This is a genomic window from Vibrio sp. CDRSL-10 TSBA, from assembly GCA_039696685.1.
In the GTDB taxonomy this organism is placed as follows: Bacteria; Pseudomonadota; Gammaproteobacteria; order Enterobacterales; family Vibrionaceae; genus Vibrio.
In genome coordinates, this window is the sequence record CP155565.1 from 927442 (window position 1) to 950708 (window position 23267).

The 23267-nt window shown below is 47.9% G+C and carries 30 protein-coding genes; 22 read left to right on the top strand and 8 right to left on the bottom strand.

Going from position 1 to position 23267, the window contains the following annotated elements; translation table 11 throughout:
• The first annotated feature begins 50 nt into the window (after positions 1 to 50).
• The 3 genes from ABDK09_04575 to ABDK09_04585 are packed head-to-tail and all read left to right on the top strand — an operon-like array spanning position 51 to position 3830.
• Positions 51 to 425: a hypothetical protein gene (locus ABDK09_04575; protein XAW87512.1), complete on the top strand. Its 375-nt coding sequence runs from the start codon at positions 51 to 53 to the stop codon at positions 423 to 425.
• The gene (locus ABDK09_04580; protein XAW87513.1) at positions 313 to 1419 is read left to right on the top strand and encodes a proton-conducting transporter membrane subunit; all 1107 of its coding nucleotides are present in this window, start codon (positions 313 to 315) and stop codon (positions 1417 to 1419) included. Before ABDK09_04575 ends, ABDK09_04580 begins: the two co-directional genes overlap by 113 nt.
• Positions 1419 to 3830: a DUF2309 domain-containing protein gene (locus tag ABDK09_04585; protein ID XAW87514.1), complete on the top strand. Its 2412-nt coding sequence runs from the start codon at positions 1419 to 1421 to the stop codon at positions 3828 to 3830. Before ABDK09_04580 ends, ABDK09_04585 begins: the two co-directional genes overlap by 1 nt.
• A gap of 221 nt (positions 3831 to 4051) precedes the next feature.
• Here ABDK09_04585 and ABDK09_04590 read toward each other — a convergent pair whose 3' ends face one another.
• A complete protein-coding gene (locus tag ABDK09_04590; protein ID XAW87515.1) occupies positions 4052 to 5254 on the bottom strand; it encodes an MFS transporter in 1203 nt (400 codons plus the stop codon).
• A gap of 171 nt (positions 5255 to 5425) precedes the next feature.
• On the opposite strand from ABDK09_04590, the gene ABDK09_04595 reads away from it, so the two are divergent.
• A complete protein-coding gene (locus ABDK09_04595; protein XAW87516.1) occupies positions 5426 to 6304 on the top strand; it encodes a LysR family transcriptional regulator in 879 nt (292 codons plus the stop codon).
• A 91-nt stretch (positions 6305 to 6395) separates the two neighbouring features.
• On the opposite strand, the gene ABDK09_04600 is transcribed toward ABDK09_04595, so the two are convergent.
• Together ABDK09_04600 and ABDK09_04605 are read right to left on the bottom strand one after the other, a co-directional pair.
• Positions 6396 to 6692, bottom strand: a complete 297-nt coding sequence (locus ABDK09_04600) for a hypothetical protein (protein XAW87517.1) — start codon at positions 6690 to 6692, stop codon at positions 6396 to 6398.
• Between the two features lie 7 nt (positions 6693 to 6699).
• The gene (locus ABDK09_04605; protein XAW87518.1) at positions 6700 to 7164 is read right to left on the bottom strand and encodes a DeoR/GlpR family DNA-binding transcription regulator; all 465 of its coding nucleotides are present in this window, start codon (positions 7162 to 7164) and stop codon (positions 6700 to 6702) included.
• 253 nt (positions 7165 to 7417) lie between these two features.
• On the opposite strand from ABDK09_04605, the gene pdxA reads away from it, so the two are divergent.
• The 10 genes from pdxA (at position 7418) to ABDK09_04655 (ending at position 13991) form a co-directional block, all read left to right on the top strand.
• The gene (pdxA, locus tag ABDK09_04610) at positions 7418 to 8437 is read left to right on the top strand and encodes a 4-hydroxythreonine-4-phosphate dehydrogenase PdxA (protein ID XAW87519.1); all 1020 of its coding nucleotides are present in this window, start codon (positions 7418 to 7420) and stop codon (positions 8435 to 8437) included.
• A 1-nt stretch (position 8438) separates the two neighbouring features.
• Entirely contained in the window at positions 8439 to 8933 is a 495-nt protein-coding gene (locus ABDK09_04615; GenBank protein ID XAW87520.1) for a four-carbon acid sugar kinase family protein, read from the top strand.
• Positions 8934 to 8961: 28 nt separating this feature from the next.
• Positions 8962 to 9801, top strand: a complete 840-nt coding sequence (locus tag ABDK09_04620; protein ID XAW87521.1) for a nucleotide-binding domain containing protein — start codon at positions 8962 to 8964, stop codon at positions 9799 to 9801.
• A complete protein-coding gene (locus tag ABDK09_04625) occupies positions 9798 to 10112 on the top strand; it encodes a triose-phosphate isomerase (protein XAW87522.1) in 315 nt (104 codons plus the stop codon). Before ABDK09_04620 ends, ABDK09_04625 begins: the two co-directional genes overlap by 4 nt.
• Positions 10069 to 10569, top strand: a complete 501-nt coding sequence (locus ABDK09_04630) for a triose-phosphate isomerase family protein (protein XAW87523.1) — start codon at positions 10069 to 10071, stop codon at positions 10567 to 10569. Before ABDK09_04625 ends, ABDK09_04630 begins: the two co-directional genes overlap by 44 nt.
• 12 nt (positions 10570 to 10581) lie before the next feature.
• Positions 10582 to 11028, top strand: coding sequence for a ribose 5-phosphate isomerase B (rpiB, locus tag ABDK09_04635; GenBank protein ID XAW87524.1), 447 nt, complete (start codon positions 10582 to 10584; stop codon positions 11026 to 11028).
• A 161-nt stretch (positions 11029 to 11189) separates the two neighbouring features.
• The gene (locus tag ABDK09_04640; GenBank protein ID XAW87525.1) at positions 11190 to 12107 is read left to right on the top strand and encodes a 2-keto-3-deoxygluconate permease; all 918 of its coding nucleotides are present in this window, start codon (positions 11190 to 11192) and stop codon (positions 12105 to 12107) included.
• Positions 12108 to 12133: 26 nt separating this feature from the next.
• Positions 12134 to 12679, top strand: coding sequence for a fructose-bisphosphatase class II (locus tag ABDK09_04645; GenBank protein ID XAW87526.1), 546 nt, complete (start codon positions 12134 to 12136; stop codon positions 12677 to 12679).
• Entirely contained in the window at positions 12651 to 13088 is a 438-nt protein-coding gene (locus ABDK09_04650) for a fructose-bisphosphatase class II (GenBank protein ID XAW87527.1), read from the top strand. Before ABDK09_04645 ends, ABDK09_04650 begins: the two co-directional genes overlap by 29 nt.
• A gap of 144 nt (positions 13089 to 13232) precedes the next feature.
• Positions 13233 to 13991, top strand: a complete 759-nt coding sequence (locus ABDK09_04655) for a metallophosphoesterase (GenBank protein XAW87528.1) — start codon at positions 13233 to 13235, stop codon at positions 13989 to 13991.
• A 28-nt stretch (positions 13992 to 14019) separates the two neighbouring features.
• Here the strand turns inward: ABDK09_04655 and ABDK09_04660 are convergent, their stop codons facing one another.
• Complete coding sequence (locus tag ABDK09_04660) at positions 14020 to 14541, bottom strand: AraC family transcriptional regulator (protein XAW87529.1); 522 nt, start codon at positions 14539 to 14541, stop codon at positions 14020 to 14022.
• 2 nt (positions 14542 to 14543) lie between these two features.
• Between ABDK09_04660 and ABDK09_04665 the strand changes: the two genes are divergently transcribed.
• The 6 genes from ABDK09_04665 (at position 14544) to ABDK09_04690 (ending at position 19094) form a co-directional block, all read left to right on the top strand.
• Positions 14544 to 15200, top strand: coding sequence for an MFS transporter (locus tag ABDK09_04665; GenBank protein ID XAW87530.1), 657 nt, complete (start codon positions 14544 to 14546; stop codon positions 15198 to 15200).
• Between the two features lie 25 nt (positions 15201 to 15225).
• Positions 15226 to 15765, top strand: coding sequence for an MFS transporter (locus tag ABDK09_04670; GenBank protein XAW88458.1), 540 nt, complete (start codon positions 15226 to 15228; stop codon positions 15763 to 15765).
• Between the two features lie 523 nt (positions 15766 to 16288).
• Positions 16289 to 16771 carry a CSS-motif domain-containing protein gene (locus ABDK09_04675; protein XAW87531.1) on the top strand — a complete coding sequence of 161 codons (483 nt, stop codon included), beginning with the start codon at positions 16289 to 16291 and terminating at the stop codon, positions 16769 to 16771.
• Between the two features lie 286 nt (positions 16772 to 17057).
• On the top strand, positions 17058 to 17825 hold the full coding sequence (locus ABDK09_04680; protein XAW87532.1) for an EAL domain-containing protein: 768 nt from the start codon (positions 17058 to 17060) through the stop codon (positions 17823 to 17825).
• Positions 17826 to 17928: 103 nt separating this feature from the next.
• The gene (locus ABDK09_04685; GenBank protein XAW87533.1) at positions 17929 to 18516 is read left to right on the top strand and encodes an AAA family ATPase; all 588 of its coding nucleotides are present in this window, start codon (positions 17929 to 17931) and stop codon (positions 18514 to 18516) included.
• A gap of 92 nt (positions 18517 to 18608) precedes the next feature.
• On the top strand, positions 18609 to 19094 hold the full coding sequence (locus ABDK09_04690; GenBank protein XAW87534.1) for a nucleoside deaminase: 486 nt from the start codon (positions 18609 to 18611) through the stop codon (positions 19092 to 19094).
• A gap of 19 nt (positions 19095 to 19113) precedes the next feature.
• On the opposite strand, the gene amrA is transcribed toward ABDK09_04690, so the two are convergent.
• Genes amrA through amrB (ABDK09_04705) form a run of 3 tightly spaced genes read right to left on the bottom strand, consistent with a single transcriptional unit; the run spans position 19114 to position 20498 of the window.
• Complete coding sequence (gene amrA / locus ABDK09_04695) at positions 19114 to 19704, bottom strand: AmmeMemoRadiSam system protein A (GenBank protein ID XAW87535.1); 591 nt, start codon at positions 19702 to 19704, stop codon at positions 19114 to 19116.
• Positions 19682 to 20275 carry an AmmeMemoRadiSam system protein B gene (gene amrB, locus ABDK09_04700; protein ID XAW87536.1) on the bottom strand — a complete coding sequence of 198 codons (594 nt, stop codon included), beginning with the start codon at positions 20273 to 20275 and terminating at the stop codon, positions 19682 to 19684. Before amrB (ABDK09_04700) ends, amrA begins: the two co-directional genes overlap by 23 nt.
• Positions 20217 to 20498, bottom strand: a complete 282-nt coding sequence (gene amrB / locus ABDK09_04705) for an AmmeMemoRadiSam system protein B (GenBank protein ID XAW87537.1) — start codon at positions 20496 to 20498, stop codon at positions 20217 to 20219. The genes amrB (ABDK09_04700) and amrB (ABDK09_04705) overlap by 59 nt, the downstream gene beginning before the upstream one ends.
• Before the next feature lie 64 nt (positions 20499 to 20562).
• Here amrB (ABDK09_04705) and amrS (ABDK09_04710) point away from each other — a divergent pair, with 64 nt between their 5' ends.
• Together amrS (ABDK09_04710) and amrS (ABDK09_04715) are read left to right on the top strand one after the other, a co-directional pair.
• Positions 20563 to 21069, top strand: coding sequence for an AmmeMemoRadiSam system radical SAM enzyme (amrS, locus tag ABDK09_04710; GenBank protein ID XAW87538.1), 507 nt, complete (start codon positions 20563 to 20565; stop codon positions 21067 to 21069).
• Between the two features lie 13 nt (positions 21070 to 21082).
• The gene (gene amrS, locus ABDK09_04715; protein XAW88459.1) at positions 21083 to 21649 is read left to right on the top strand and encodes an AmmeMemoRadiSam system radical SAM enzyme; all 567 of its coding nucleotides are present in this window, start codon (positions 21083 to 21085) and stop codon (positions 21647 to 21649) included.
• Positions 21650 to 21689: 40 nt separating this feature from the next.
• Here amrS (ABDK09_04715) and ABDK09_04720 read toward each other — a convergent pair whose 3' ends face one another.
• Positions 21690 to 23075 (bottom strand): FAD-binding oxidoreductase, encoded by a 1386-nt coding sequence (locus ABDK09_04720; GenBank protein XAW87539.1) that lies wholly within the window; start codon positions 23073 to 23075, stop codon positions 21690 to 21692.
• Positions 23076 to 23267 lie beyond the last annotated feature (192 nt).

Here is a 23267-nt window from a genome sequence, read left to right on the forward strand (position 1 = left end):
AATCAGACAGTTTCACAATAGCCGCGACTTTTGGAACTGTGAGGATAGTCATGTTTTCTCTGTTTTTAGTGACGCCCCTCAAACTGATGTTACTCGGTTTGGTGGCGATTTTAGGATTCACTATCGTACGTTATAGTTGGGTGGCCTTCAGTGGCGAAGCGGATCGCGCTCGCTTTCTTCGTTCCCTTATCATGACAATTTCAGCCGTCGTTGTAGTGATACTCAGCGACCACCTGCTGCTGTTCTGGGCGGCCTGGGTCAGTGTCAGTCTGTGTCTGCACCAACTGATTCTGTTTTATCCGCAGCGCCCGCGTGCTCAACTGGCTGCGCACAAGAAGTTTCTGCTGGCTCGTTTCAGCGAAACTGCTGCTGGCCGGTGCCTTCTTTGCGCTTTACCATCAGTTCCAGACACCTTATATCAGTGACATCGTCCGCCAGACTTCGTTTGCTCACAGCAGCCTGCACCTCAATATTGCTGCGGTACTTTTGGCATTGGTTGCGATGATCAAATGTGCTCAGCTGCCAGTACATGGCTGGCTGATGCAGGTTGTGGAAGCACCGACCCCGGTCTCAGCGCTGCTGCACGCCGGTATCGTAAACCTGGGCGGTATCCTGCTGCTGTTCTTCGCGCCAGTCTTAGCATCCAGCAGCATCGCTTGCTGGCTCATCATTATCTGTGCCGGTATCAGTACCGTCATTGCCGGCCTGGTCAGCACCACCCGCATCAGTATCAAAGTGAAACTGGCATGGTCAACCAGCTCGCAAATGGGTCTGATGCTGGTTGAAATTGCACTGGGTCTGTATGAGATGGCGCTGCTGCACCTGTTTGCCCACTCGTTTTACAAAGCTTACTCGTTCCTCAACAGTGGCAACACGGTTAACCACTACCTGGCCGCAAAGCTGGCCGGTGAAGTTAAACCTAAGGTGCGTAACTGGTGTGTCGCTTTGATGCTTTCGTCCCTGATGCTGGCCGTTGCTCAATGGCAGTTTGCTGTGATGACCAGCTTTGCCGCCACCATATTGGTGTGGTTCGCACTGAGCGCTTTGATTGTACCGAGCGTAACCGGTTGGGATAAAACCATGCTGCCACGCCTGATGATCACCTTGGCATTCGCGGCCGGCCTGTTGACCCTGTACACCACAGCCAAACATGCCCTGGCCCAAATTACCGGCTTGAACGTCCCGCTCAACCTGGCCGCTGATGGCCTGGTCGCGCTGATGTTTACCCTGCTGTTTGCTCTGTCACTGGCTCTGCAATACAGCCCGCATGTTGGCTGGGTGAAACGTCTGTTTATCTGGCTTAATGCCGGTGCGTATCTGGACGAATGGGCGACCCGCCTGACCCTGAAATGGTGGCCAAGCCAGTCACTGCTTGAACTGCAACAAGCTCAATTGCAAATGGAACCAGAGGCAAAATAATGATCGAACAAAAAAACGCGCTTCCATACGCAAAAATCGCCAAACAAGTTTCCGCTTCTATCGCACCGGCCTGGCCGCTGGATCAGTCCATTGCGGTCAACCCTTGGTGGCAACAACGTCACGACAGCGTTGAAAAGACCTTCGCCGAGCAGGCAGTTCTGACCGGCGAAACCAGCCTGATGGACAAAAGTTACTATCAGCAGCGCTGGAAAACCGAGATTCAGCCACATCATCTGGCTGCAGCAATTGAGCAGCTTGGCGTCGACATGACCATTGCTCAGTTGGAAGAAGATATTCAGCGCCCGCAAGCGCCGCTGACCCGCTGGAAAACCCTCGGCATGTTGATGGATGAAGAAATCCCATCCACTCAGGGCCACAGTTGGGTGCAGGAAATCGTTCAGCAGGTCAGCCAGTTCATTGCGCTGTACCACCAATATCCAGAACGTTTCGATTCTGAAGGTAAAAATGGTGAGCACCTGTACCAGAGCTGGCTTGAAGTCGTCGCACGCGACAAAGGGATCAAAACCCTACTGGGCGTCGATCTTTTGCCCTATTTCCGCACCTTGCCCGGCTCTGTCTATGACCTGCTTGATACCGTCGGACCGCTGTGGCAGGACATCTGGACCGATGAAGACGGCGCTTACGCATCGCTGCGTGCTCTGTTACATCAATTGTCCGGCTGGGCGGGCTGGCAATCGTGGCAAGACTGGCAGGCTAACCTTGCGAATAAGCAAGCCGATCTGCCCCATGCGCTGGGCCTGACCGCTATCCTGCTGGCCTGGAACAGCGTCCTGATGCAATGGCTACAGAAAAATCATCTGGAAACCGCGCTGAAAATCCGCCAGTTACTGCGCCATCAAGCGACCAATGTTCGCCAGATGTACAAGTTAGCTGAACAGCAGCTGGCACCTATCTGGGTATGGCAACGCGCCCTTGAACTGAGTGTACAGAAAGAGTGGATCACTCAAGTGCAGAAGGTCACCACTCAGCAAGATCCGAATCGTCCTGAGCTGCAGGCTATTTTCTGTATTGATGTGCGTTCGGAACGCATGCGTCGTGCGCTGGAAGCGCAAGGCAGCCACATCGAGACACTGGGTTTTGCCGGTTTCTTTGGTATCCCGATCGCCTATCAGACTCAGGACGGCAATATTCATCGTCCTCAGTTACCAGGCCTGCTGGCTCCTACTCTGGTTGCGCAGCAGACCCAACTGCAACCGGATCGCTGGCTACGGGTGACTAAACTGGGCTGGCAGAACAGTCTGGAAAAACCATCCTCCAATCTGGGCATGGTCGAAGCCGGTGGTTTATTGAAATTGGTCAGCCTGTTTAAACGTGTGGTGATGCAGGATGGCACTGAAAACCCGATTAACCGCGATGCACGTAATAACGAAGAGTGGCAACTGAAACGTAACCAGATCACGCTCAGCGTGCGTGAGAAGGCCGAACTTGGCGCCGGGATTCTAAAAGCAATGGGGATCAGCCAGCGCCTGGCGAAAGTTGTGCTATTAACCGGTCACGGTAGTCAGACCTGCAACAACCATACGTCATCAGGTCTCGACTGCGGTGCGTGTGGCGGTCAAACCGGCGAAGTCAACGTGAAAGTCCTGGCGAGTCTGCTTAACGACTCCGCAGTGCGTCTGGTGATGTCGGAGTTCGGTGTCAATATTCCGAAAGACACCCACTTCTTTGCCGCGCTGCACAACACCACGACCGATGAGTATCAGGTATTTGAGGCACCCGGAGCTCCGCTGGCCTGGAAACAGGATCTCAGCGCTGCCAGTGACCTCGCGCGCCGTGAACGCGCCAAACTGTTCGATGGCGCCAAAGCAGACGATAACGCGCATTTAAGCCGCTTCTTTAAGCAGCGTGCTACCAACTGGGCTCAGATGCGTCCGGAATGGGGGTTGTGTAACAACGCCGGCGTGTTTATCGCACCACGTCATCTGACCCGCGGACTCAATTTTGACGGCCGGGCCTTCTTACATGAATACCATGTCAGTCAGGATCCGGAATTCAGCCAACTGGAAAAGATCATGACTGCGCCGCTGCTGGTGATGAACTGGATTAATCTGCAATACTACGCGTCCGTCACAACGCCGGAAAAATACGGCAGTGGTAACAAACTGCTGCATAACGTGGTCGGCGGCCATATTGGCGTGTTTGAAGGTAACGGCGGTGACCTGCGTATCGGGTTATCTCAGCAATCCGTGCACGACGGCAAAGAGTATCGCCACCAACCTGTGCGTCTGAGTGCCTTTATTCAGGCTCCGCAACACGCGATTGAAGCGATTATGGCCCGTCATCAGGATGTCGCGTCTCTGGTGGATAATGGCTGGCTGTTCCTGTATCAGATTGATGACAACAACCAGGTTTGGCAATATCACAACAAACAGTGGGTCGCCGCAGCCTGATTGGTTCAATAGATTGCTTAAACGCAGAAAGCTTGAACGCAGGAAGCTGTTGTTCATCAGAAACTGAAGTTCAACATATGAGGCTTCTCATAATGCCCTGACGAAAAGAGCCGCTGACGCGGCTCTTTTGCTTGCGGAGCACTTCATTGTTCGCCCCGTTCAGTAACCAGGCAGCGACACTTTTGCCGGATACGTTGAGCCGGAAGCCACCAGCACATACATTACGACATGGCGTGAGAATGGTTGTCTTTGTGAGCACTGACACATTGGTAGATGATCACCAACAAGATACACACTGCCAGCGCAATACGTGTCGCCCCCAGAATGCCCTGCCAACCCCAGGCCTGATAAAAAGGCTCAAGGAAAAACACCCCTATGCTGGCACCAGAGTAATAGAACAAACTATACAGTGCCTGAGCGCTGCCTTTTGATTTGGTCACTTTGCGGCCAATCAGAGTGCTGGCCTGCGCGTGACAGAAGAAGAAACCGACCGACACCATCACCATACCAATGACCATGGTATAGATGTTTGCCCAGCTCATCAGGAAGTTGGCCATCAGCATGATGATGGCGCCAAATGCGACGCCCGCGATCTGGCTGTGCTTCTTGGCAAATTTACCGGCCAGCGAAGAGCTGGTCGTTCCGCCCAGCAAAGTCAGGAACATCAGACTGCGCACATCACTTGGCAGGTTATACGGAAACTCACTCAGCACCAGCATCAGGTAATTAGACAGGTTAACGAAAGTGCCGAATGCCAGGCCAATCAACAGATAAAGGATCACTAACTGCGGGTTTTTAAGATGATAGCCATAGGCTTTCAAACATTTACCTACTTTAAGTGGTGCCGGCTTAAAGTGGCGTTGCGCAGGCAAAAGAGAATAGATGATGGCATACAAAACCAGACTGAGACCGGCAATCACATAACCGGCATAGCTCCAGTTACCCAGATATTCGGTACTCAGACCACCCAGTAAGCGGCTGCAAATCCCGCCCAGCGTGTTCGATGCCACGTAAAAGCCAACCGCACCCGCCAGCCAGCTTTTTCTCAGCTCTTCGCCCATCAGTGGCACCGCCAGCGCCGGCGTCACCGCCAGAAACACACCCTGTAAAAAGCGCAGCGCAAGAAACAGCTGGTAGTTGTGCACTAACGGCAAAACCACAGACACCAATAAGCCAATCGCCGTCCCGACCAGCAGCACTTTACAACGGCCTATTGCATCCGACACGCTGGCAAAAATAAGCAGTCCTAATCCCATACCCAGCAAAGGTGCAGACATAGCCAAGTTAGCGGCCAAAGAGCTTACCTCAAATTCTTTCTGAATCACGGGCAACAACGGCTGCAACCAATAGATATTGGCAAAGGTGACTATTGAAAATAGGCAAACACAAATAACGACTCGGCTGTAATGGGCTGTTTTTTTCACTGCTGACGACTTACTCAGGTTACGGAACAAGGGAACGGGTTACAGCGTTAGGGTATCGGGCCATCAGCAATAAAAAAAATATTTTGTGTTTATCTAATCCATAGATAAAATTTATACCCTAAGAAAAAACAATGACATCGGCATTCGGTTCAGGTAAGGGATTAAACACATATGGAACTCAGACAGTTAAAGCACTTTGTCACTGCCGTGGAGCAAGGGTCGATTTCAGCCGCGGCCCGGGTACTCAACCTGGCTCAGCCGGCCATCAGCAGCAGCATCAAAAAGCTCGAACAAGAGCTGAAAACGCCGCTGTTCAACCGCCGTGATCGCGGCATCGCGCTGACCAAAGCGGGCAGCGAATTCGTATTGCATGCACGGCAGATATTACGCCAGGCAGACGACGCGAAACTGGCGATGCAGGCCATGGAAGGGTTGGATCAGGGGCAAGTTGATATTGCCGTACCGAGCATGCTGGGTTCCTATTACTTTCCGCCTCTGCTGATGGCGTTTCGCCATCAATATCCCAATATCGATATGAGCATTCAGGATACCGGGACGCGTAATATCCGCCGTATGCTGCTCGATGGTGAGGTTGAACTCGGTGTGGTGGCAAGTAAAGATCTCACTCCGGAACTGGAAAGCGGCCCGTTAATTCGCGAAGAGATGGTGGTCTGCATGTCGGTCGATCACCCGTTGGCTGAAAAAGAAGTGATCGAATATGCCGACTTTCTCTCCCATGATTTGGTACTGTTCCGCAAAGGCTACTACCACCACATTCTGCTCGACCGTATCTGCCGCAAAGAGAACATCAAGCCACGGGTGGCATTCATCAGTAACCTGTTACCACTGATCAAATCCGTTATTCGCCAGGGCTACGCCATTTCTCCGATGTGGCAGGTTGCCATCCGCGAAGATGACCAGATAGTCACCCGCCCGTTTGCCGAAACCTTTGAAATTGATCTGAGCCTGGCCTGGCGCAAAGACAGTTATCTATCCCGCGCCAACCAAGTGTTTCGTGATTTCATTTTAGCTGAGGTGAATGGGCAGTAGGGCCAGATGCATATGAGATAGTTAATACCAACCACAAATCATGTGTGACTTAGTATCGCCAGAGGAAATACCATCGGCACACGAAGTGCCGCTATACGATATCAACGTTCAGTCCATTATTCTTAAACTGGTTTACTATATCTATATCGGCATCTTTATCAGTGATAAGCAAATCAATATCATTAAAATCGCAAAATGATGCCACCGAGGTATTACCGAGTTTGGAAGAATCAAGCAACGCAATTTTTCTTTTCGCGCGACTAAGCATCAAAGTTTTTAAAGACACTTCATAAATATTGAAATCCGTAGCCCCTTCTTCTGATGAAAAACCATGAGCCGAAAAAAACACAGAATCTGCTGATATCTTCTTAAGCAGTTCTTCCCCCAACAGACCTTCAATAGAAACCAGAGCCTTTAGTGACGACCCCACCAATGAAAATGATATTAATATTAGGCATGTCTTTTAAAACCAGCATATTGTAAATGCCGTTCGTCACTACGGTTAACCGCGAAAAACGATCCAGTTTTTTTGATAGTACCAGAGAAGTTGAGCTTGCATCCAATATGATGCACTGCCCATCTGAAATATGGCTTAGAGCTGCATCAGAGATAACATCCTTTTCATGGTTGTTTACATTTTCACGATTCGAAAAGATAAGATCGTTGATTGACTCATTCTTTTTGACTAGAGCCGCTCCACCATGGAACTTCCTGACTAAATTAAGGCTCTCAAGATAATTCAGATCACTGCGGATAGTCGTTGGTGATGAATTCATTAACTCACTCAACTCTTTCGTCGTCATACGCTCATTTTGTTCAAATAAACGAAGGATATCGTTGTGTCTTTTAGAGGTCAGCACCTACAGGACTCCTATCGTTAGGATCAGGTCAAAGATTTCCGTCAGAACATTATCACAAAAAATCACTCAATCAAGTGATCAATCTTCAAAAAACAAAAATAAACCAATAAACATCAGTAAAAATCAAACAACGAAAGCAAAAAACCAATAAACACCAGTTTATATCGCTTATTTAGGTTAATATTAAATCAAAGTTGCAATGCATAATATTGCACAATAAGTACTAACAAAACGTGAATAAACAGAGGTCAATATGAACAACTTTAAACCAGTAACAGCTGTAACAATGGGCGATCCAGCGGGCGTAGGTCCGGAAATTGTGTTGAAAATGATGATGGAAGAGACACTCTATGAAGAATGTAAACCATTCATTATAGGCAGCGTCCCTATCCTTCAGCGCGCTGAAAAAGTTATCGGCTTGACAGCGCCGGTGGAGTACCACCGAATCAGTGAGCCAAGTGACGCAAAATTTCAACATGGCATCATCGACGTCCTGGAAACCGGGGACTATGACTGCAATGCGATTGAATATGGAAAAATCCAGGAACTTGCTGGCAAGATGAGCATTGACTACGTCATGAAATCCATTGAGTTGGGAATGGCTGGACAAATTGATGCCGTGTCTACAGCACCAATTCATAAGACAGCCATTAAACTGGCCGGTGTTACTCAACCTGGGCATACCGAAATATACGAAGAAGAAACCAATTCTAAATATGCACTGACCATGTTCTCCACTCACAAACTACGTGTGTTCTTTGTTAGCCGCCACAAAGCACTAAAAGAGGCTTGTGATTTTGCATCGAAAGAAGTGGTATTGGACTACATTAAAAATATTGATCGTGAACTCAAACTCATCAACTTTGAAAATCCTCTGATCGCCGTTGCTGCTTTGAACCCTCATGCTGGTGATAACGGACTCTTTGGTCGCGAGGAAATTGAACAGTTAATTCCCGCTTGTGAAGAAGCCAAAACACTGGGGATTAACGTGGTAGGCCCGCTGCCTGCTGATTCCATTTTCTACCAAGGTAAAGATGGACGCTTTGACGCCATCCTATCTCTTTATCATGACCAAGGGCACATCGCCTGTAAGACCTATGACTTTGAAAAGTCTATTACCATCACATTTGGCCTGCCCTTCATGCGCAGTTCAGTCGATCATGGTACAGCATTCGATATAGCAGGAAAAGGTATTGCCCAGTCAATCAGTATGCTGGAATCGACCGTTAAAGTAGCACAGTACTCCCGAATGAAGAAGTTTGGGGGTCAGTAAGATGCCGATCATTGGAGCCGTTGCAGATGATTTGACAGGGGCTACAACCGTCGGAGTGCTTTTGTCAAAATCCGGAGTAAAAACTGCCGCCATATTTAGTAATACAGAATTATGCGATACCGATAATCTTAAGAAATATGATGGCTTAATCATTAGCAGTGATAGCAGAGCATTACCTAAAGAAGCAGCTTACCGACGAGTGCTTAACGCCACTAAAGGACTCAAAGCTATCGGGATAGAGCAATTTTCCAAACGAACGGATACGACATTGCGAGGTAAAATTGGCGTCGAAATTGACGCCATGCTCGATGAGCTGGGACCAGACTATATCGCAATTATGGTTCCAGCTATGCCTAAGTCAAAACGTATTATGGTCGGCGGATTTTCGATTATCGAAGGAGTTCCATTAACAAGAACTCAAGTTTTTTACGATGTAAAAACACCGGTAAAGGAGAATTACATCCCTAAACTTATCCAAGAAACAATCGAGCCATAAGGTTGACTTAATTAAAATCGACACAGTTTTGGAAGGCAAAAGCTCACTAAAGCTCGAACTAGTCAAGTCACGAAAGGAAGGTAACAAGATCATACTCATTGATGCAATTAGCGATGATGATATTGATGTTATCGCTGAAAGTATCATCGAGCTGGATTGGAAAACTTTAGCAGTTGATCCAGGTGCGTTGACCGAGAGACTAGCAGTTTATAAAAAGGATGCCACGGCTCAAAGTCCAACTGACACCGATACTATCAAGCACAGCAGCGCCAAGCATGAGGAAAAGATAGTCATCATTGCTGCGGGTAGTGCAACGGAAGTGACTAAAAAACAAATGGAGCTCCTTTGTGTCGATAAGCAACATCAAAGGATTCATATCAATCCGATGGACTTAATACTGAATGGCGATGATGGAATTAAATGTGCGCTTAGAAATGTATTAGAGCGTATTAAATCTACCCCCAAAATTAAGTCGATCCTGATTGAAACAGCTTTACAGGGTGAAAGACTCGATCTTGCTGAAACAGATAAACAGTATCACTTCCCATTAGGCGAAAGCTCAAAGCGCATAAATAAGTCCCTTGGTATTATTGTGGGCCTATTAATACAGGATCTTGGTAATAATCGTGTGGCCGGACTATATATGACCGGAGGTGAAACCATGGTCAATGTCTGTTCCGTGCTAAATGTGAATAGTATTGAACTGATTGACTATGTTATTCCTCAGACAGATATAGGTCGTTTTATTGATGGTGAATATCGTGATATGCCTTTTATCTGTAAAGGAGGGATGACGGGGCACGATAGAATCGTTAGCGATATTATTGATCGTCTTCTCAACGAATCCAAAAAGGAACTTGTAGGATGAGAAAGAAAATTGTAGGTGCTAGTTGGAAAATGCACATCAATTCTATTTCAGAAGGTATTTCCCTTGCTAAAGAACTTCATAAAGAAGTGGGCAATATCGATAACGTTGATATTTTTATTTTACCCGCATTTCCACTCATAAGTGAAATCGCATCTATTTTCAAAGATGGGAACATTACTTGGGGGGGACAGAACATGTGTTTTGACGCTAAAGGGGCATATACCGGTGAAGTTCCTGGCTTAATGCTGAAAGAACTCGACTGTAAATATGTCGAAACTTGGCCATGCAGAACGAAAAGCACTGTTCAATGAGACCGATCAGCAAGTCAATCAAAAATTACATCTTTGCCAAACTCTAGGTTTAACCCCAGTGCTTTGTATCGGAGAAACCGATGATGACATTCGTAACGGCAGAGAATTAAGAGAAATCCAATCCCAGGTACTCACCATGCTTAACGGGTTAGATAATGAGTTTATTAAGACCGTCATTCTGGCTTATGAACCTGTCTGGGCAATAGGAAAGGAACAGACCGCAACCTTAGATTATATCGAGCATATACATGCATTTATTCGAAACCTAATTGAAAAGCACTTTGGCCACTCTGTCGCTGATATAGTCAGAATAATCTATGGTGGTTCGGTTAATCCCGATACATCTGACGAATTATTTAAATTACCAAACGTTGATGGTGCATTCATTGGTAGGTTTGGACTGAACCCAAAAAACTTCAATCGAATTACACAAAGTGCTACAAACTTAATTAAATAAAAGGAATTGATTATGAATATCGCTATTGGATGTGATGAAGCTGCATTTGAATTGAAAGAAACACTCAAAAACCATCTCATAAATAAAGGCTTTGAAGTTTTCGACTTTGGCACTAAGTCAAAAGATGAAACTGTCTTATATCCCACCGTAGCTTTGGATGTGGCCAACGTCGTTAAAGATGGAAAGTGTCAACGTGGCGTACTTCTGTGTGGGACTGGAATAGGAATGGCAATTACCGCCAATAAAGTTAAAGGAATCAGAGCTGCAGTTTGTCATGATCCATACTCTACCGAAAGATCAAGGAAGAGCAATGACGCCCAAATAATCTCAATGGGAGCTCGAATTATCGCTCCTGAATTAGCTGAGTATTTGTTAGATATCTGGCTAGATTGCGATTTTTCTGGAGCAGGATCTTATGAGAAAGTACAGAAGATTACTGAATATGAATTAAGTCATTAATAAATATTACAGCCTAATCCTATCTATCCAAAATTAATATAAATAAAACACAATAATCATTGGATCATAAGCCTAATTAAATTAGGCTTATAAGGAGCACAACGTGAAAATATTAAATAAATTAGAAAAAATCCCAGGAGGACTCGTTATCGTTTCCCCTGGTGCTTGCTGTCGCCATAAAAAGTATCTTTCCCGATTTTTTCGAAATTGGTGGTTTTACCTCAGGCTTATTTAAAGATGGTCAACCCGCGATGATGGGACTGTTCCTGATATTATGTGGTTCGGCTATTGATGTGAGACAAGTCGGTATGCCGCTGTACAAAGGAACCGTGTTAACAGGAATGAAGTTTGTGTTAGGGGTTTTGTTAGGACTAGCCGTCGCAAAATTCTTCGGGCCATCCGGCTGGATGGGTCTGACGCCAATGGTCATTATTGCAGCTATCACAAACTCCAACAGCTCGCTTTACATTTCTCTTTCGTCTCAGTTTGGTAAGCCTACGGATACAGGTGCAATTTCAATTCTGTCCTTAAATGACGGTCCATTTTTCTCACTGGTCGCGCTCGGAGCAACTGGCTTGGCAACCATTCCTCTACAGTCCTTGGTTGCCACAGTCATTCCACTGATGATCGGATTTGCGTGGGGCAACCTGGATCCCGGATTCAGAGAAACTTGTAAGAAAGCCCAACCGATCGTCACCTTTTTTATGACAATAGCGATTGGTTCAGGAACAGATTTGGGGACTCTGCTCACCGCAGGTGCTTCAGGCATCCTACTAGGCCTTATTTCTGCAGCAACCGGCTTCTTGTTCTTCTATCTATACAACCTGATGTTGAAAAAAGAAGAGAGAAGTGCAATGGGTGCTGCGGTAGGTACAACTGCACTAAATTCAGCGATGACGCCAGCTGCGATTGCAGATGCGGATCCAACTCTGGAACCATTTGTGCCCATGGCCACAGCGCAATGTGCAACAGCGTCAATCATTACTTTATTCTTGTGCCCATTTATCGTGGCCTTCCTTGACCGACGGATGAAACGTAAGCAGTCCAACCAGAGTCAACAAGAAGAAGCTCAAGCATAGCATTCACAGCACAACAAGGAATAACCATGAGAGATGTTATTTTGAATTTTCTCGAGGCGACTGAAAGCGCCGCCATTAATTCAGCTAGCTTCGTCGCCAAAGGAAACAAAAATCAACTCGATGCCGTTGCGGTACGATCGTTACGAGATACGATTAACATACTTCCCGTATCAGTTAACGTGGTGACCGGTGAAGGCACCATAGACAACGCTCCACTGTTGAGTATGGGCGAAATCCTGGGATACGGTGGCAGAGCACTAGATATGGCTGTCGACCCTGTAGATGGAACAAGTTTAGCTGCAAACGGACAAGCAAACAGCGTGGTATCACTGTCAATTGCGCCGCAAGGTAGTCTGCAACCACTACCTGACATGTACATGGAAAAAATGGTCTGCCCGGTCCCCTACTTGCTGGATATGGAATGTTCATTGGAATACAACGTGAGAAATGTTGCCAATGCACTACATAAACCCACATCAGAACTTCGAGTAGCCGTTTCTCAACAAACCACGGCACGAAACGGCAATTCGTACGCTAAGAGAAATGAACGTCAAAGTCTATCTCATCAATGATGGAGATATTCTGGCTAGCCTGGATGTGATGCAAAACAAATATGATTTTCTCTATTCGATTGGCGGAGCACCGGAAGGTTTAATTTCAGCGTGTATCGTCGCAGCCTTAAACGGTGATATGGCGACCCGTCTTGTTTCATCTGCACAGTTTAAACAGACCAGCGAGGAATACAAAAAGTACGAAGCCGAATGTTGTAAGAATCTCAATTTGCAGATGGGGGAAATTCTACCTCTCTCCCGCTTAGTTAAGGCAAAAGATATATTCACCATTCTGACATGTTTGACCGACTGTGGTGACGCGACTGGTCCAGAGATAAATGAGAGCCGGATTAGTGTAAACAGCATTATCGTAGAAGGTAAACACTCATGTGTGACTTATATGGCCAAAACCAAATTTAACGTTAACTAGCACCTAAGGCGAAATCCATTCATTTTGCATCACAAAAATAGGATAAGCATCTCTGCGGATATTTATCCTATTTTACTCAGATAAATCTAAACCAACCCACCTCTGCTAAGCTTATGTAAGAGATAAAGTTGGGTAGCAGGAACAATGAACGCGCTGGAAAAACTGCCATTACATCGCTGTATCAGCGTCAATACCTCGGGGCGGGATCTGTTTATCGGGGATGTGCACGGTGACTTCACTTTGCTGATCCATGCACTGAAAATGGTTCATTTTGACAAGTACCACGACCGGGTGTTTTCAGTCGGCGATCTGACAGACCGGGGCAATGACTCCTGGCAGTGTTTGACCCTCGCAAGAGAGAAATGGTTTTATCCGGTATTGGGTAACCATGAAAGCTTCATTGTGCAGCGCTACGATGAATCGCCCGACCGGCACAGTAACTGGCTGCTCAATGGCGGCGATTGGTGGCTACAACTCAACCCGGCGCAGCAAAACCTTGCGCGTGAAATCATAGCCAGCCAATACAGCCTGACGCTCAGTGTCACTGTGGGCAATAAGTTGATCGGTGTTTTGCATGCCGAGTACCCGTATTTCAGTTGGCCACCGCAGGCTGAGTTTATCGATGAGGAATTGCGCCACCGAATGCTGTGGGGAAGAGACGATATTCTGAGAAGCAGCGCGCAGTTAATTGATAACGTGGATTTTGTGGTGTGCGGACACACCCCTATCGATTGTCCTAAGATCAGGAAAAACAAACTGTTTATCGATACAGGAGCCGGCTACGAACCCAATAATTTTATTCCTGATCCTCGGCTGAGCGTCTGTGAGTTCCATCCGGACGCCATTGAAATACGTTCCTTTAACTTACACGATGAGAAACGCACGGAAATCGAGTTGTTCTAGCACGCAGACTGCAAAGCTTAGTCATGCATTAAGGCTTATTCTGTCTGTGTTCGGAAGCTGAATGTCCAAACACCCGACTAAATGCGCTGCTAAACGCACTTTCTGAGCCATAGCCCAAATCAAAGCCGATGTGCTTGATCGACTGGTTACTGGTTCGTAATGCTTTACTGGCTAACCGCATACGCCACTGTGTCAGGTATTTCAGCGGCGTGGTGCCGGTTACGTCACTAAAACGCCTGACAAAACCGGCCCGTGACATCCCCGCCAACTCGGCTAATTCAGTCAGTTGCCAGTGTTTCTGCGGGTTTGAATGCAGGGCGCTTAATACCCGCATGATGCGATGATCGCGACCGGCGTTCATCCACCCCTGACTGGCATTACCCGGCTGATGACTCCATTTACGCAGCGTTTCTACCATCAAAATATGCATCAGGTGATCGGTAATCGATTCACTGCCTGGCTGAGGATATAATTTTTCACTTTGCAGATACTTCATCAGGAAGTTGAGATTGGCGGTCTCTTCGGCCTGAGTGGAAAAATGCTTACTCACTGGTGTTTGCCGCTTTGCTTCTCTCTTCCGGCGCTCTGACCGGCCGCTTTGGCGCCAAAAATGTATTTATTTTCGGCGTGTCGGTATTTATCTGCGCCTCTGTCGCCTGTGCTTTTGCACCTTCAATCACCATGCTGATCGCCATGCGTGCCATCCAGGGCATTGGTGCCGCTTTTCTGGTTCCCGGCTCACTGACCATTTTGCGCATCTATAACGATGACGAACGAATTCGTTCCGGAGCGATAGCCACCTGGGCCGCTGCCGGTGCAATGGCTCTGGTCGCCGGTCCTGTCGTTGGCGGTTGGTTAGTGGAACATTTTGGTTGGAAAAGTATCTTTCTGATTAACTTTCCGCTCGGACTTGTGTGTATTCTGGTAATCGCGCTGCTGGCCGCGGCAAAACCACGCCAGGCGCAGCGTATCAATGTTCCCAGCCAGTTCTTTCTGGCTCTGACACTGGCGTTATTCACCTTTCTGATGACAGAAGCCGGGCGTTACGGCTGGACCAGCACAATTTCACTAAGCGTATTGGTCGCAACCATTTTTGCGTTTGTTGTATTTCAACGTCTGGAGCAACGCAGTGCACAACGGGTGATTGATTGTGAAATAAGCACGAACCCAGTAATAAAATCGGCAGTTTCTGGTCGGATTTTTATGTAACCTGGTTTTTTACGGTGCCGTATTTATTTTCAGTCTCTTTTTCCAGAGCCAACTCCACTTGTCCGCGCTTGAAACCGGCATCGCCTTCATTCCAATGATGGCGTGTACAGCGCTGATCAATTTCAGTTCCAAATGGTTTGGTGAATGGTTTTCAATCCGCACTCTCTCGCTATTCGGCAGTCTGGTCTCTGTAGTGGGCTTTGCCAGTTTGCTGTTTATCACGGATTCCTGGGGCCCGGCACAGTTGTTTGTGCCGATGATGCTACTGGGCGGAGGCACGTCATTTGCCATGCCAATTATGACGAATCTGATTTTGTCTGAATCCAGCAGCCGTGCTGCCGGTTCTGCCTCAGCCCTGTTTAACTGTGCCAGACAGATGGGCGGAGTCACCGGAGTCGCGGTGTTTGGTTTCATTCTCACCTATCAGGGAGAGAATACCTGGTTCGACGGGCTGAGAATGGTTGCACTATGTGCGGCTGTCCTGGCAGTAATTTGGGTATACATCGGCTTTACAAGACTACCTAAGAGACGCTTGAGTGAGAAAACGCCGACAATCAAAGTCTAATCAAGCTAGAGCAGAGGTAGCATTGCCTATTCACTCGGCATAACCGAATGTGCCACTTAAACCTCATATTTCCACCATAGATAAACCCAGAGTAACTTACCTTTTCTAGTACTTTACTCACCAATTGCGCCAAGCAGTTGGTGAGTAAAGTGACTCTTTTGTCTGTTTACCCAAAAAATAGTATGTCATTAATCTCACTTACCCTTAAGCAAATACAATTACATATCATTTATATTCTCACCTTTATCAGATTGTGCATAGAGATATAAAAACTAAATTAGCTTTGACTTATTAAAACCCATGTCAATTATATGTCTTTATTTCGACAAATTACTGACGCTCACTGATAAAAATAAGCAAGATTAAATTAACTCACATCTTAAAGTGCAAAAAATATACAAACATAATTTTCCTCTTGCATATTATTGAATTTAGTGATTAATAGTATATACAAAGGGAAGTTTATGTGACTTGTTTAAGTTGATTGCATATGGTGAAGTGCTTTTATAAATGTTCGGTTTTTTTGATTATCACACTCATTACAGTCTTAGTCGTTGATTATATTACTTATCATATTCAGAAAGACGAACAACTGAGATTTAATCAACTTGCCTATGAAGAAGCGGTGCAAGTCACCGAGCAAATTATCGCGGTACTGAATACAGCGCAGACCCTGCCGCAACCTCAATGCACCCAAGAAACCTTAGATTCTCTAAGAGTACTTACTCACCACAACAGCAAAATTTATGATCTTGGCATCATCGATGGTGATACGGTGCTGTGCTCCGCTAACTGGGGCAGACTGGGTCCGGTTAAAATAGCTTCCAAGGATGAAACATCATTTCTTGGCTACGATTTTTACTCAAACGTCATTAACCTGTTTCCAACCGATCAAGCCTATAATCTGGTGCAAAAAGGGCGTTTTTTCTCTGTCGAACAATCCGCCCCCTACGCGTCTTTGATCAGGCAGCAACCTCATTTCTGGTTTCAAATAAGAAACTATTGATAGCCAGCACGTGTTTTATCGTTATCAACCAAGCACGCCCAAGAAACTACTCTTTCCGCCATTAGCGATACATACCAAGTTATGTCATGATGATTACAATTTTTGTGTCTATATTGATAATTACACGGCAGGGTTAGCACATTATCCTGCTGGAATATTTTTTGTATTATTAGTCATCTCTGGGTTATTTGGCCTCATTGCCACTTATGCATGGTTCAGTTATTTCCACAAACGAAACTCAATCGAAAGCCGATTTCGTAACGCACTGAAAGATAAAAGCTTAACTTTGGAGTATCAGCCCGTCATCGCGGTGAATGACCAACACATTATTGGCGTTGAAAGCTTAGTACGCTGGCATGACAGCAAGTTTGGCCGTGTATCTCCTGAAGTATTTATTACCATCGCTGAAAAACTGCATCTTTATCCGGAATTATCTTATTTTATCGCTGAGCGCGCGGTTACAGATATAGCGCCGATATTACAAAAGTATCCGACCTTTGCATTGGGCATTAATATTGATACTTATGAAATCCAGGATCAGCAATATCTGTCGCACCTGTTTGCTCTGGTGCAACACCACAATATTAATCCGGATCAGATCAAAATCGAAATCACCGAGCGCATTTCTCTGCCACTCACTGAATTGTCGGATTTTTCCCAACGGGCAAAATCGTTCGGTTTTAACGTGGTACTGGATGATTTCGGCACCGGTGTCGCCAACCTGGTGTGGCTGACCGAGCTGGATTTTGACTTTATCAAAGTAGACCGGATTTTTGTCAATGCGTTGAACTATGACGTGAAACGCAAGATGGTTGGGCCGATCATGGATCTGCTCACCAGTTTAAACCGACCGGTGGTATTTGAAGGGGTTGAAACCGAGCGCGAACACGACATCATCAAGCAAAACTGCCATTGGGGCTATATTCAGGGCTGGTACTTTTACCGTTCGATGCCGAAAGCCGAACTGGAGCAATTACTGGCTGAGCAAGCGTTAACGCCCGGAATACACAATGGCCCGCAGACACCAAATCTGGCGCAACTCAAAGCGATTTAATAACCGACGATTTTTCGCTCACTTTGAGTAATCTAACTTTACCACCATACCAGAGTGCTCTTGGCTATGCTTAAAACAACACAAAAAAGCAACCGAGGCAGTGATGAAAAAGCCATTACAAGTGGTGGTAACCGGAGGCCCAGGCGGCGGTAAAACCACCGCATTGGATCTGTTTCGCCGCGAACTGGGGGAGCAAATTGTGGTGGTCCCTGAAGCGGCAACATTACTCTTCTCGGGCGGCGTAACCCGCTGTGATAACGAGCAGGCGATAAAAATGGTGCAGAAAACCATTTTTCAGCTGCAGAGAAACCTGGAAGATATTCATAAGCTGCAGTACCCAGACCGTTTATTAGTCTGTGACCGTGGCTCTCTCGATGGCCTCGCCTATTGGCCCAATTCGGAAAGTGACTTTTTCAAACAGGTCAACTCCAGCTTCGATAAAGAGATCGCCCGCTACGACGCCGTGATCTTTTTTGAGTCAGCCGCGGCCTCCGGCAAAGACATCAGCAGCAACAATCCAACCCGTAATGAATCTTTGGCTCAGGCGGCCAAGCTGGATAAAAAGTTACAGCGTATCTGGTCACGCCATCCGCATTTTTATTTTGTCGGCAGCTCCGAATCCTTTGTCCGAAAAATCATGTTCGGCATTATGACGCTGGAGAATGTGATTAATCGCTACCCGGCACCTTAATCGGCTTCAATTGGATTTGTGCCAACGCATTTAGAACGATATTCTATGTAGTTCGTTATCTTCACTTTCCTTCATAACTGCGGAACATCATTATGTGTCAAACGCTGCCAACCGATATCGATCAATACTTTCAGCTCGCCTGCGATACCACCATCGAAGGTTTGAGAAAAGGCACCGGCGGCCCCTTTGGCGCCACATTAGTACGCAATGGCGAAGTCATTTGTGCGGTCGGCAACACAGTATTGGAACAGACCGATATTTCCGGCCATGCCGAAATGGTCGCAGTACGACTGGGGTGTAAAAAACTCGATACCCTGGATTTGTCAGATTGTGTGATGTACGCCACCTGTGAGCCGTGCCCGATGTGTGTCGCGGTGATGATGTGGGCTGGCATCAAAACCTGTTATTACGCGTCGTCACACCATGATGCAGCCGCGCATGGCTTTTCCGACCAACACCTGCGTGATTACCTTGATGGCTCTGACAAATCGGCTTTCAACATGATTCATGTCTCTCAGGGAAGAGACGACTGCCAGGCCATCTGGGACGAGTTCACCCGGCTGAGTGCTGAGCAATAAAGTTTTAACACAAGCGAATTTATACCGAGCCCGCGTTGTCACTGATAACCGTGGTCGAAAATAAATGGATGTCGATGTCTTTGCTCCAGTAGCCCGGCGGCCAGCCACCTTTGGCTTTCAACGCGGCCACAAACTGGTCCGGCTCGGGCAAGGCTTGCCATACCGAGGGCAGGAAAACGGCGCGATGTCGCTCATCTTCAAGCAATAAGCCATCGATATCTGGTCTGAGTCGCTGCAACAATTCAGCCTCACCCTGATTTTCGACGGGAGTTAAAGCAGACAACACCGAAATCTCAACACTTAATCCGGCCTTGTCTTGCGCTGTCAGCGGCGCAAAACGCGCGTCTTTAAATCCACTGGCGTAAGCATTGTGACAGACGTTTTTCCATAACGCTTCATCGGCTGACAACGAACCAATACAGCCGCGCAGTTGCCCGTTGTGATGCAGAGTAACGAAGCTGGCGGCAGGTTGGCGCAGGGTTTCACTGCGTGGCGCATTCGGCAGCTGAAAGCCCTGACCTGCGAGAGCCTGTTCCAGTACCTGCCACACAAAATCTAGCAGTGCCCGGCGCTCGTCATCGCTGAGCTTAATACAAGACAAAACTGGCATAGCCCACCACTTCCTCATCGGCCTTCACTGGGCGATGCTTGCGTTTTGCCATCACCTCGCCTGAATTGGTCTGAGCCAGACACTCAATGTGCCAGGCCTGATCTCGGGCCAATTCCATTAAGCCGTTAATGGCATAGCAGCCGCAAGCCTGGTGAGAATGAATGTCCGTGCTCAGGGCAGACACCCGCGCAACAGTGTCAGTGTCAATACGCTGCGCCTCCTGATAAGGGTGATAATGACTCAGATCGCTGCTCACCACGATCAACGTCTGGCCTCCTGACGATGATAACGTCAGTATCTGTTTGAGCTTAGACGGCTCACTCGGGCCGACTACCAGCGGCAGGACAGTAAAGTTGGCAAGGCAATGCTGCAAAAACGGCAGTTGCACTTCCAGCGCATGTTCCCAATGATGAGCGCGCTCAGATTGAATCACCAGTTGCCGCTGCAGCAACATCTCAACACCTGCCTTATCAATCTTTACCTCACCTAAAGGCGTGATAAACACATCACTGTCAGGAAACTGCCGAGCCCTGTAAGGCGACATGATGACTGGGGCCGAGCAACACAACATGAGTAATCACCGAACGAAACGGTGCCAGACACTGATACGCCTTTGCGGCCACCTCACCGGAATAAAAGTAGCCGGCGTGAGGAACAATCAGCGCTTTAGGCTGGTTGTATTCACGATGTACAGAGGCAGAGCCATGGCCCAGATAGAGCGTCATTTGACGCTTCAGTTCATTCGGGGTGCCCGGATAAAACTTTCCGGTCACGGCGGCTTCACGATACTTCATTAGCTTTGTGCCCACATCCCATCAACTATACTTTCAGTGTAGGTCATGACACAGCAGGTTTACTATGCAAGGCTCTCCACCCGACTATTTCCCGACCCGTTACTGGCATAAACTGGCCGATGGCCGGGTATGCTGCGATGTCTGCCCGCGCAAATGTACCCTTCGTGAAGGCAAACGCGGCGCCTGCTTTGTGCGCATGCATCACCAGGGCGAGATCGTTCTGACCAGTTATGGCCGCTCATCCGGATTCTGTATTGATCCGATCGAAAAGAAGCCGCTCAACCATTTTTATCCCGGCTCCAGCGTGCTGAGTTTTGGGACCGCCGGTTGTAACCTCAGCTGTCAGTTTTGTCAGAACTGGGATATCAGCAAGTCGCGCCAGTTTGATACTCTGTGTGATACCGCGATGCCTGAGGAGCTGGCGCAAACCGCGCTCAAATACGGCTGCAAAAGTCTGGCGTTTACTTACAACGATCCGGTGGTGTTTATGGAGTACGCCATGGATACTGCACTCGCCGCGCACGAAACTCGGGCTGAAAAGTGTGGCAGTCAGTGCCGGATATATCTGTGACCAACCAAGAGAGGTGTTCTATCGCTGTATGGACGCCGCTAATATTGATTTAAAAGGCTTCAGTGAACATTTCTACCACAAGATCTGCCATGGCCACCTGCAACCGGTGCTTGATACGCTGCTCTATCTGAAACAAGAAACGGATGTGTGGCTGGAAATCACCACCTTGCTGATCCCGGATGAAAACGACAGCGATCAGGAGCTGCATGCGATGTGTCAGTGGATTGCCGACCATCTCGGCCCGGATGTTCCCTTGCATTTCAGCGCCTTTCATCCTGACTTTAAAATGCGCGATAAGCCAAGAACACCGCTCGATACTTTGCTGCGCGCCCGCGCTATCGCCCTTGCTCACGGCCTGCACTTTGTCTATTGCGGCAACGTGCATGATCCGGCCTCGGATGCCACCTATTGCCCGGCTTGCCATCAACGGGTGATTGAACGTGACTGGTATCAGCTTGGTGATTATGCCCTGGACGACACCGGGCACTGCCTTCATTGCGGATATTCGCTGCCCGGCCGTTTTGCCGGGCCACGCGAAAATTTCGGACCGCGCCGCATCCCGGTCGCGATCCATCGTTAGCGTGGTATAACCCGAAAGCGTGGCATAACCCGATCCGCCGTCAGGCGGGCTTGATATTCTGGTTCATACGGAACAAATTATCCGGGTCATATTTTTTCTTGATCGCCTGCAGCCGCTTGAAGGTCGGCCCGTAAGCGGATTCGGTACGATCCGCTTCATCCTGAGTGAGGAAATTGATGTAGGCCCCGCCACTGGCAAACGGTTTGCTTTTTCTGAAAAATTCACGCGCCCACTCGATACAGGCTTCATCATCTTCTTTCGCATCCCAGCGACCGTGAACATTGAGTACATAATTAGCATCACGGCTGGAATATGCCATCGCATCCGGCTCGGGACGTCCGGTGGCACAGCCCAGTGAGGCAATAAAGATTTCGCACTGTGGCGATGGCAGGCTGGCCGCATACTCAATCGCGCAATCAATCGCACCTTCACTCAGTTCAGTAAAGTTATGTGATTTCCAATAATTGCGAGCCCCCGGCGTCAACAAAGGATCAAACGCCTGTTGCCAGTCACAGAATGGCTGCACGCCAATATGTTCTCCATGCGCGTCACCAAACTGACGTAACGGCGCAATCAGTTTTTCGCCTTCCTCCGGATCGCCGACGTAGCACATCGCCAGCGCGATGATTTCCTTACCATGCACATCTTCGGACAGAAACGGCAATGGCGGTGCTTTACGGGCGACCATCCACACGCTCAGTTCATCCGGCGCGGTTTGGGTAAAGCTGGCAAACTGAGTCAGAATCGATTTGGCCTGCGCAAAAGGGAACACCATCAAGCCGCTCAGTACCTCCGGCCCCACCGGATGCAGTTTGAATTCAAACTGGGTCACGATGCCAAAGTTACCGCCGCCACCACGCAGCCCCCAAAACAGGTCGCTGTTTTCTGTTTCACTGGCGAGGATCTGACGCCCGTCCGCAGTCACCACGTGAGCACTGACCAAACTATCGATGGTCATACCATATTTGCGGCTCAGCCAGCCGAATCCCCCACCCAGAGTTAAACCGGCAATTCCGGTAGTGGAATTAATGCCGACCGGCAGTGCCAGCCCATGCTTCTGGGTCACCCCGTCCACATCAGCCAGGGTGCAGCCCGGACCGACTCGCGCCAGGCGCACATCAGGATCAACTTCAACCTGATTCAATAGCGACAGATCAATCATCAGACCTTCATCGCACACAGCATTACCCGCAATATTGTGGCCACCACCGCGTACGGACAATAACAGTTGGTGCTCACGGGCCAGGTTAACCGCCAACACCACATCGTCCGCACACGTGCAGCGTGCGATGATACCGGGTTTACGGTCTATCATGGCATTCCAGATTTGACGAACGTTTTCATAGGCGGGATCGGTCGGCAAAATAACTTCACCACCAAATTGATTTTTAAAAGCCTCAATTTCTGAGTTTTGTAAGTTTTTCATACGATTTACCTCTCATGTTTTCCATGAGTCATCGCAACAGTGAAACCAAGCTAATTCGAACTGCGTCCAGCATACTATTTATCAGACTTTGAGTTAGCGTACCTGTGTCGTGCTTAATCGCGACAGCGCCCGAAATGATGCAGGCACTTTATGAGTTAAAAGCCTAGCAGAAAGAAACCTCTTTATTTAAGT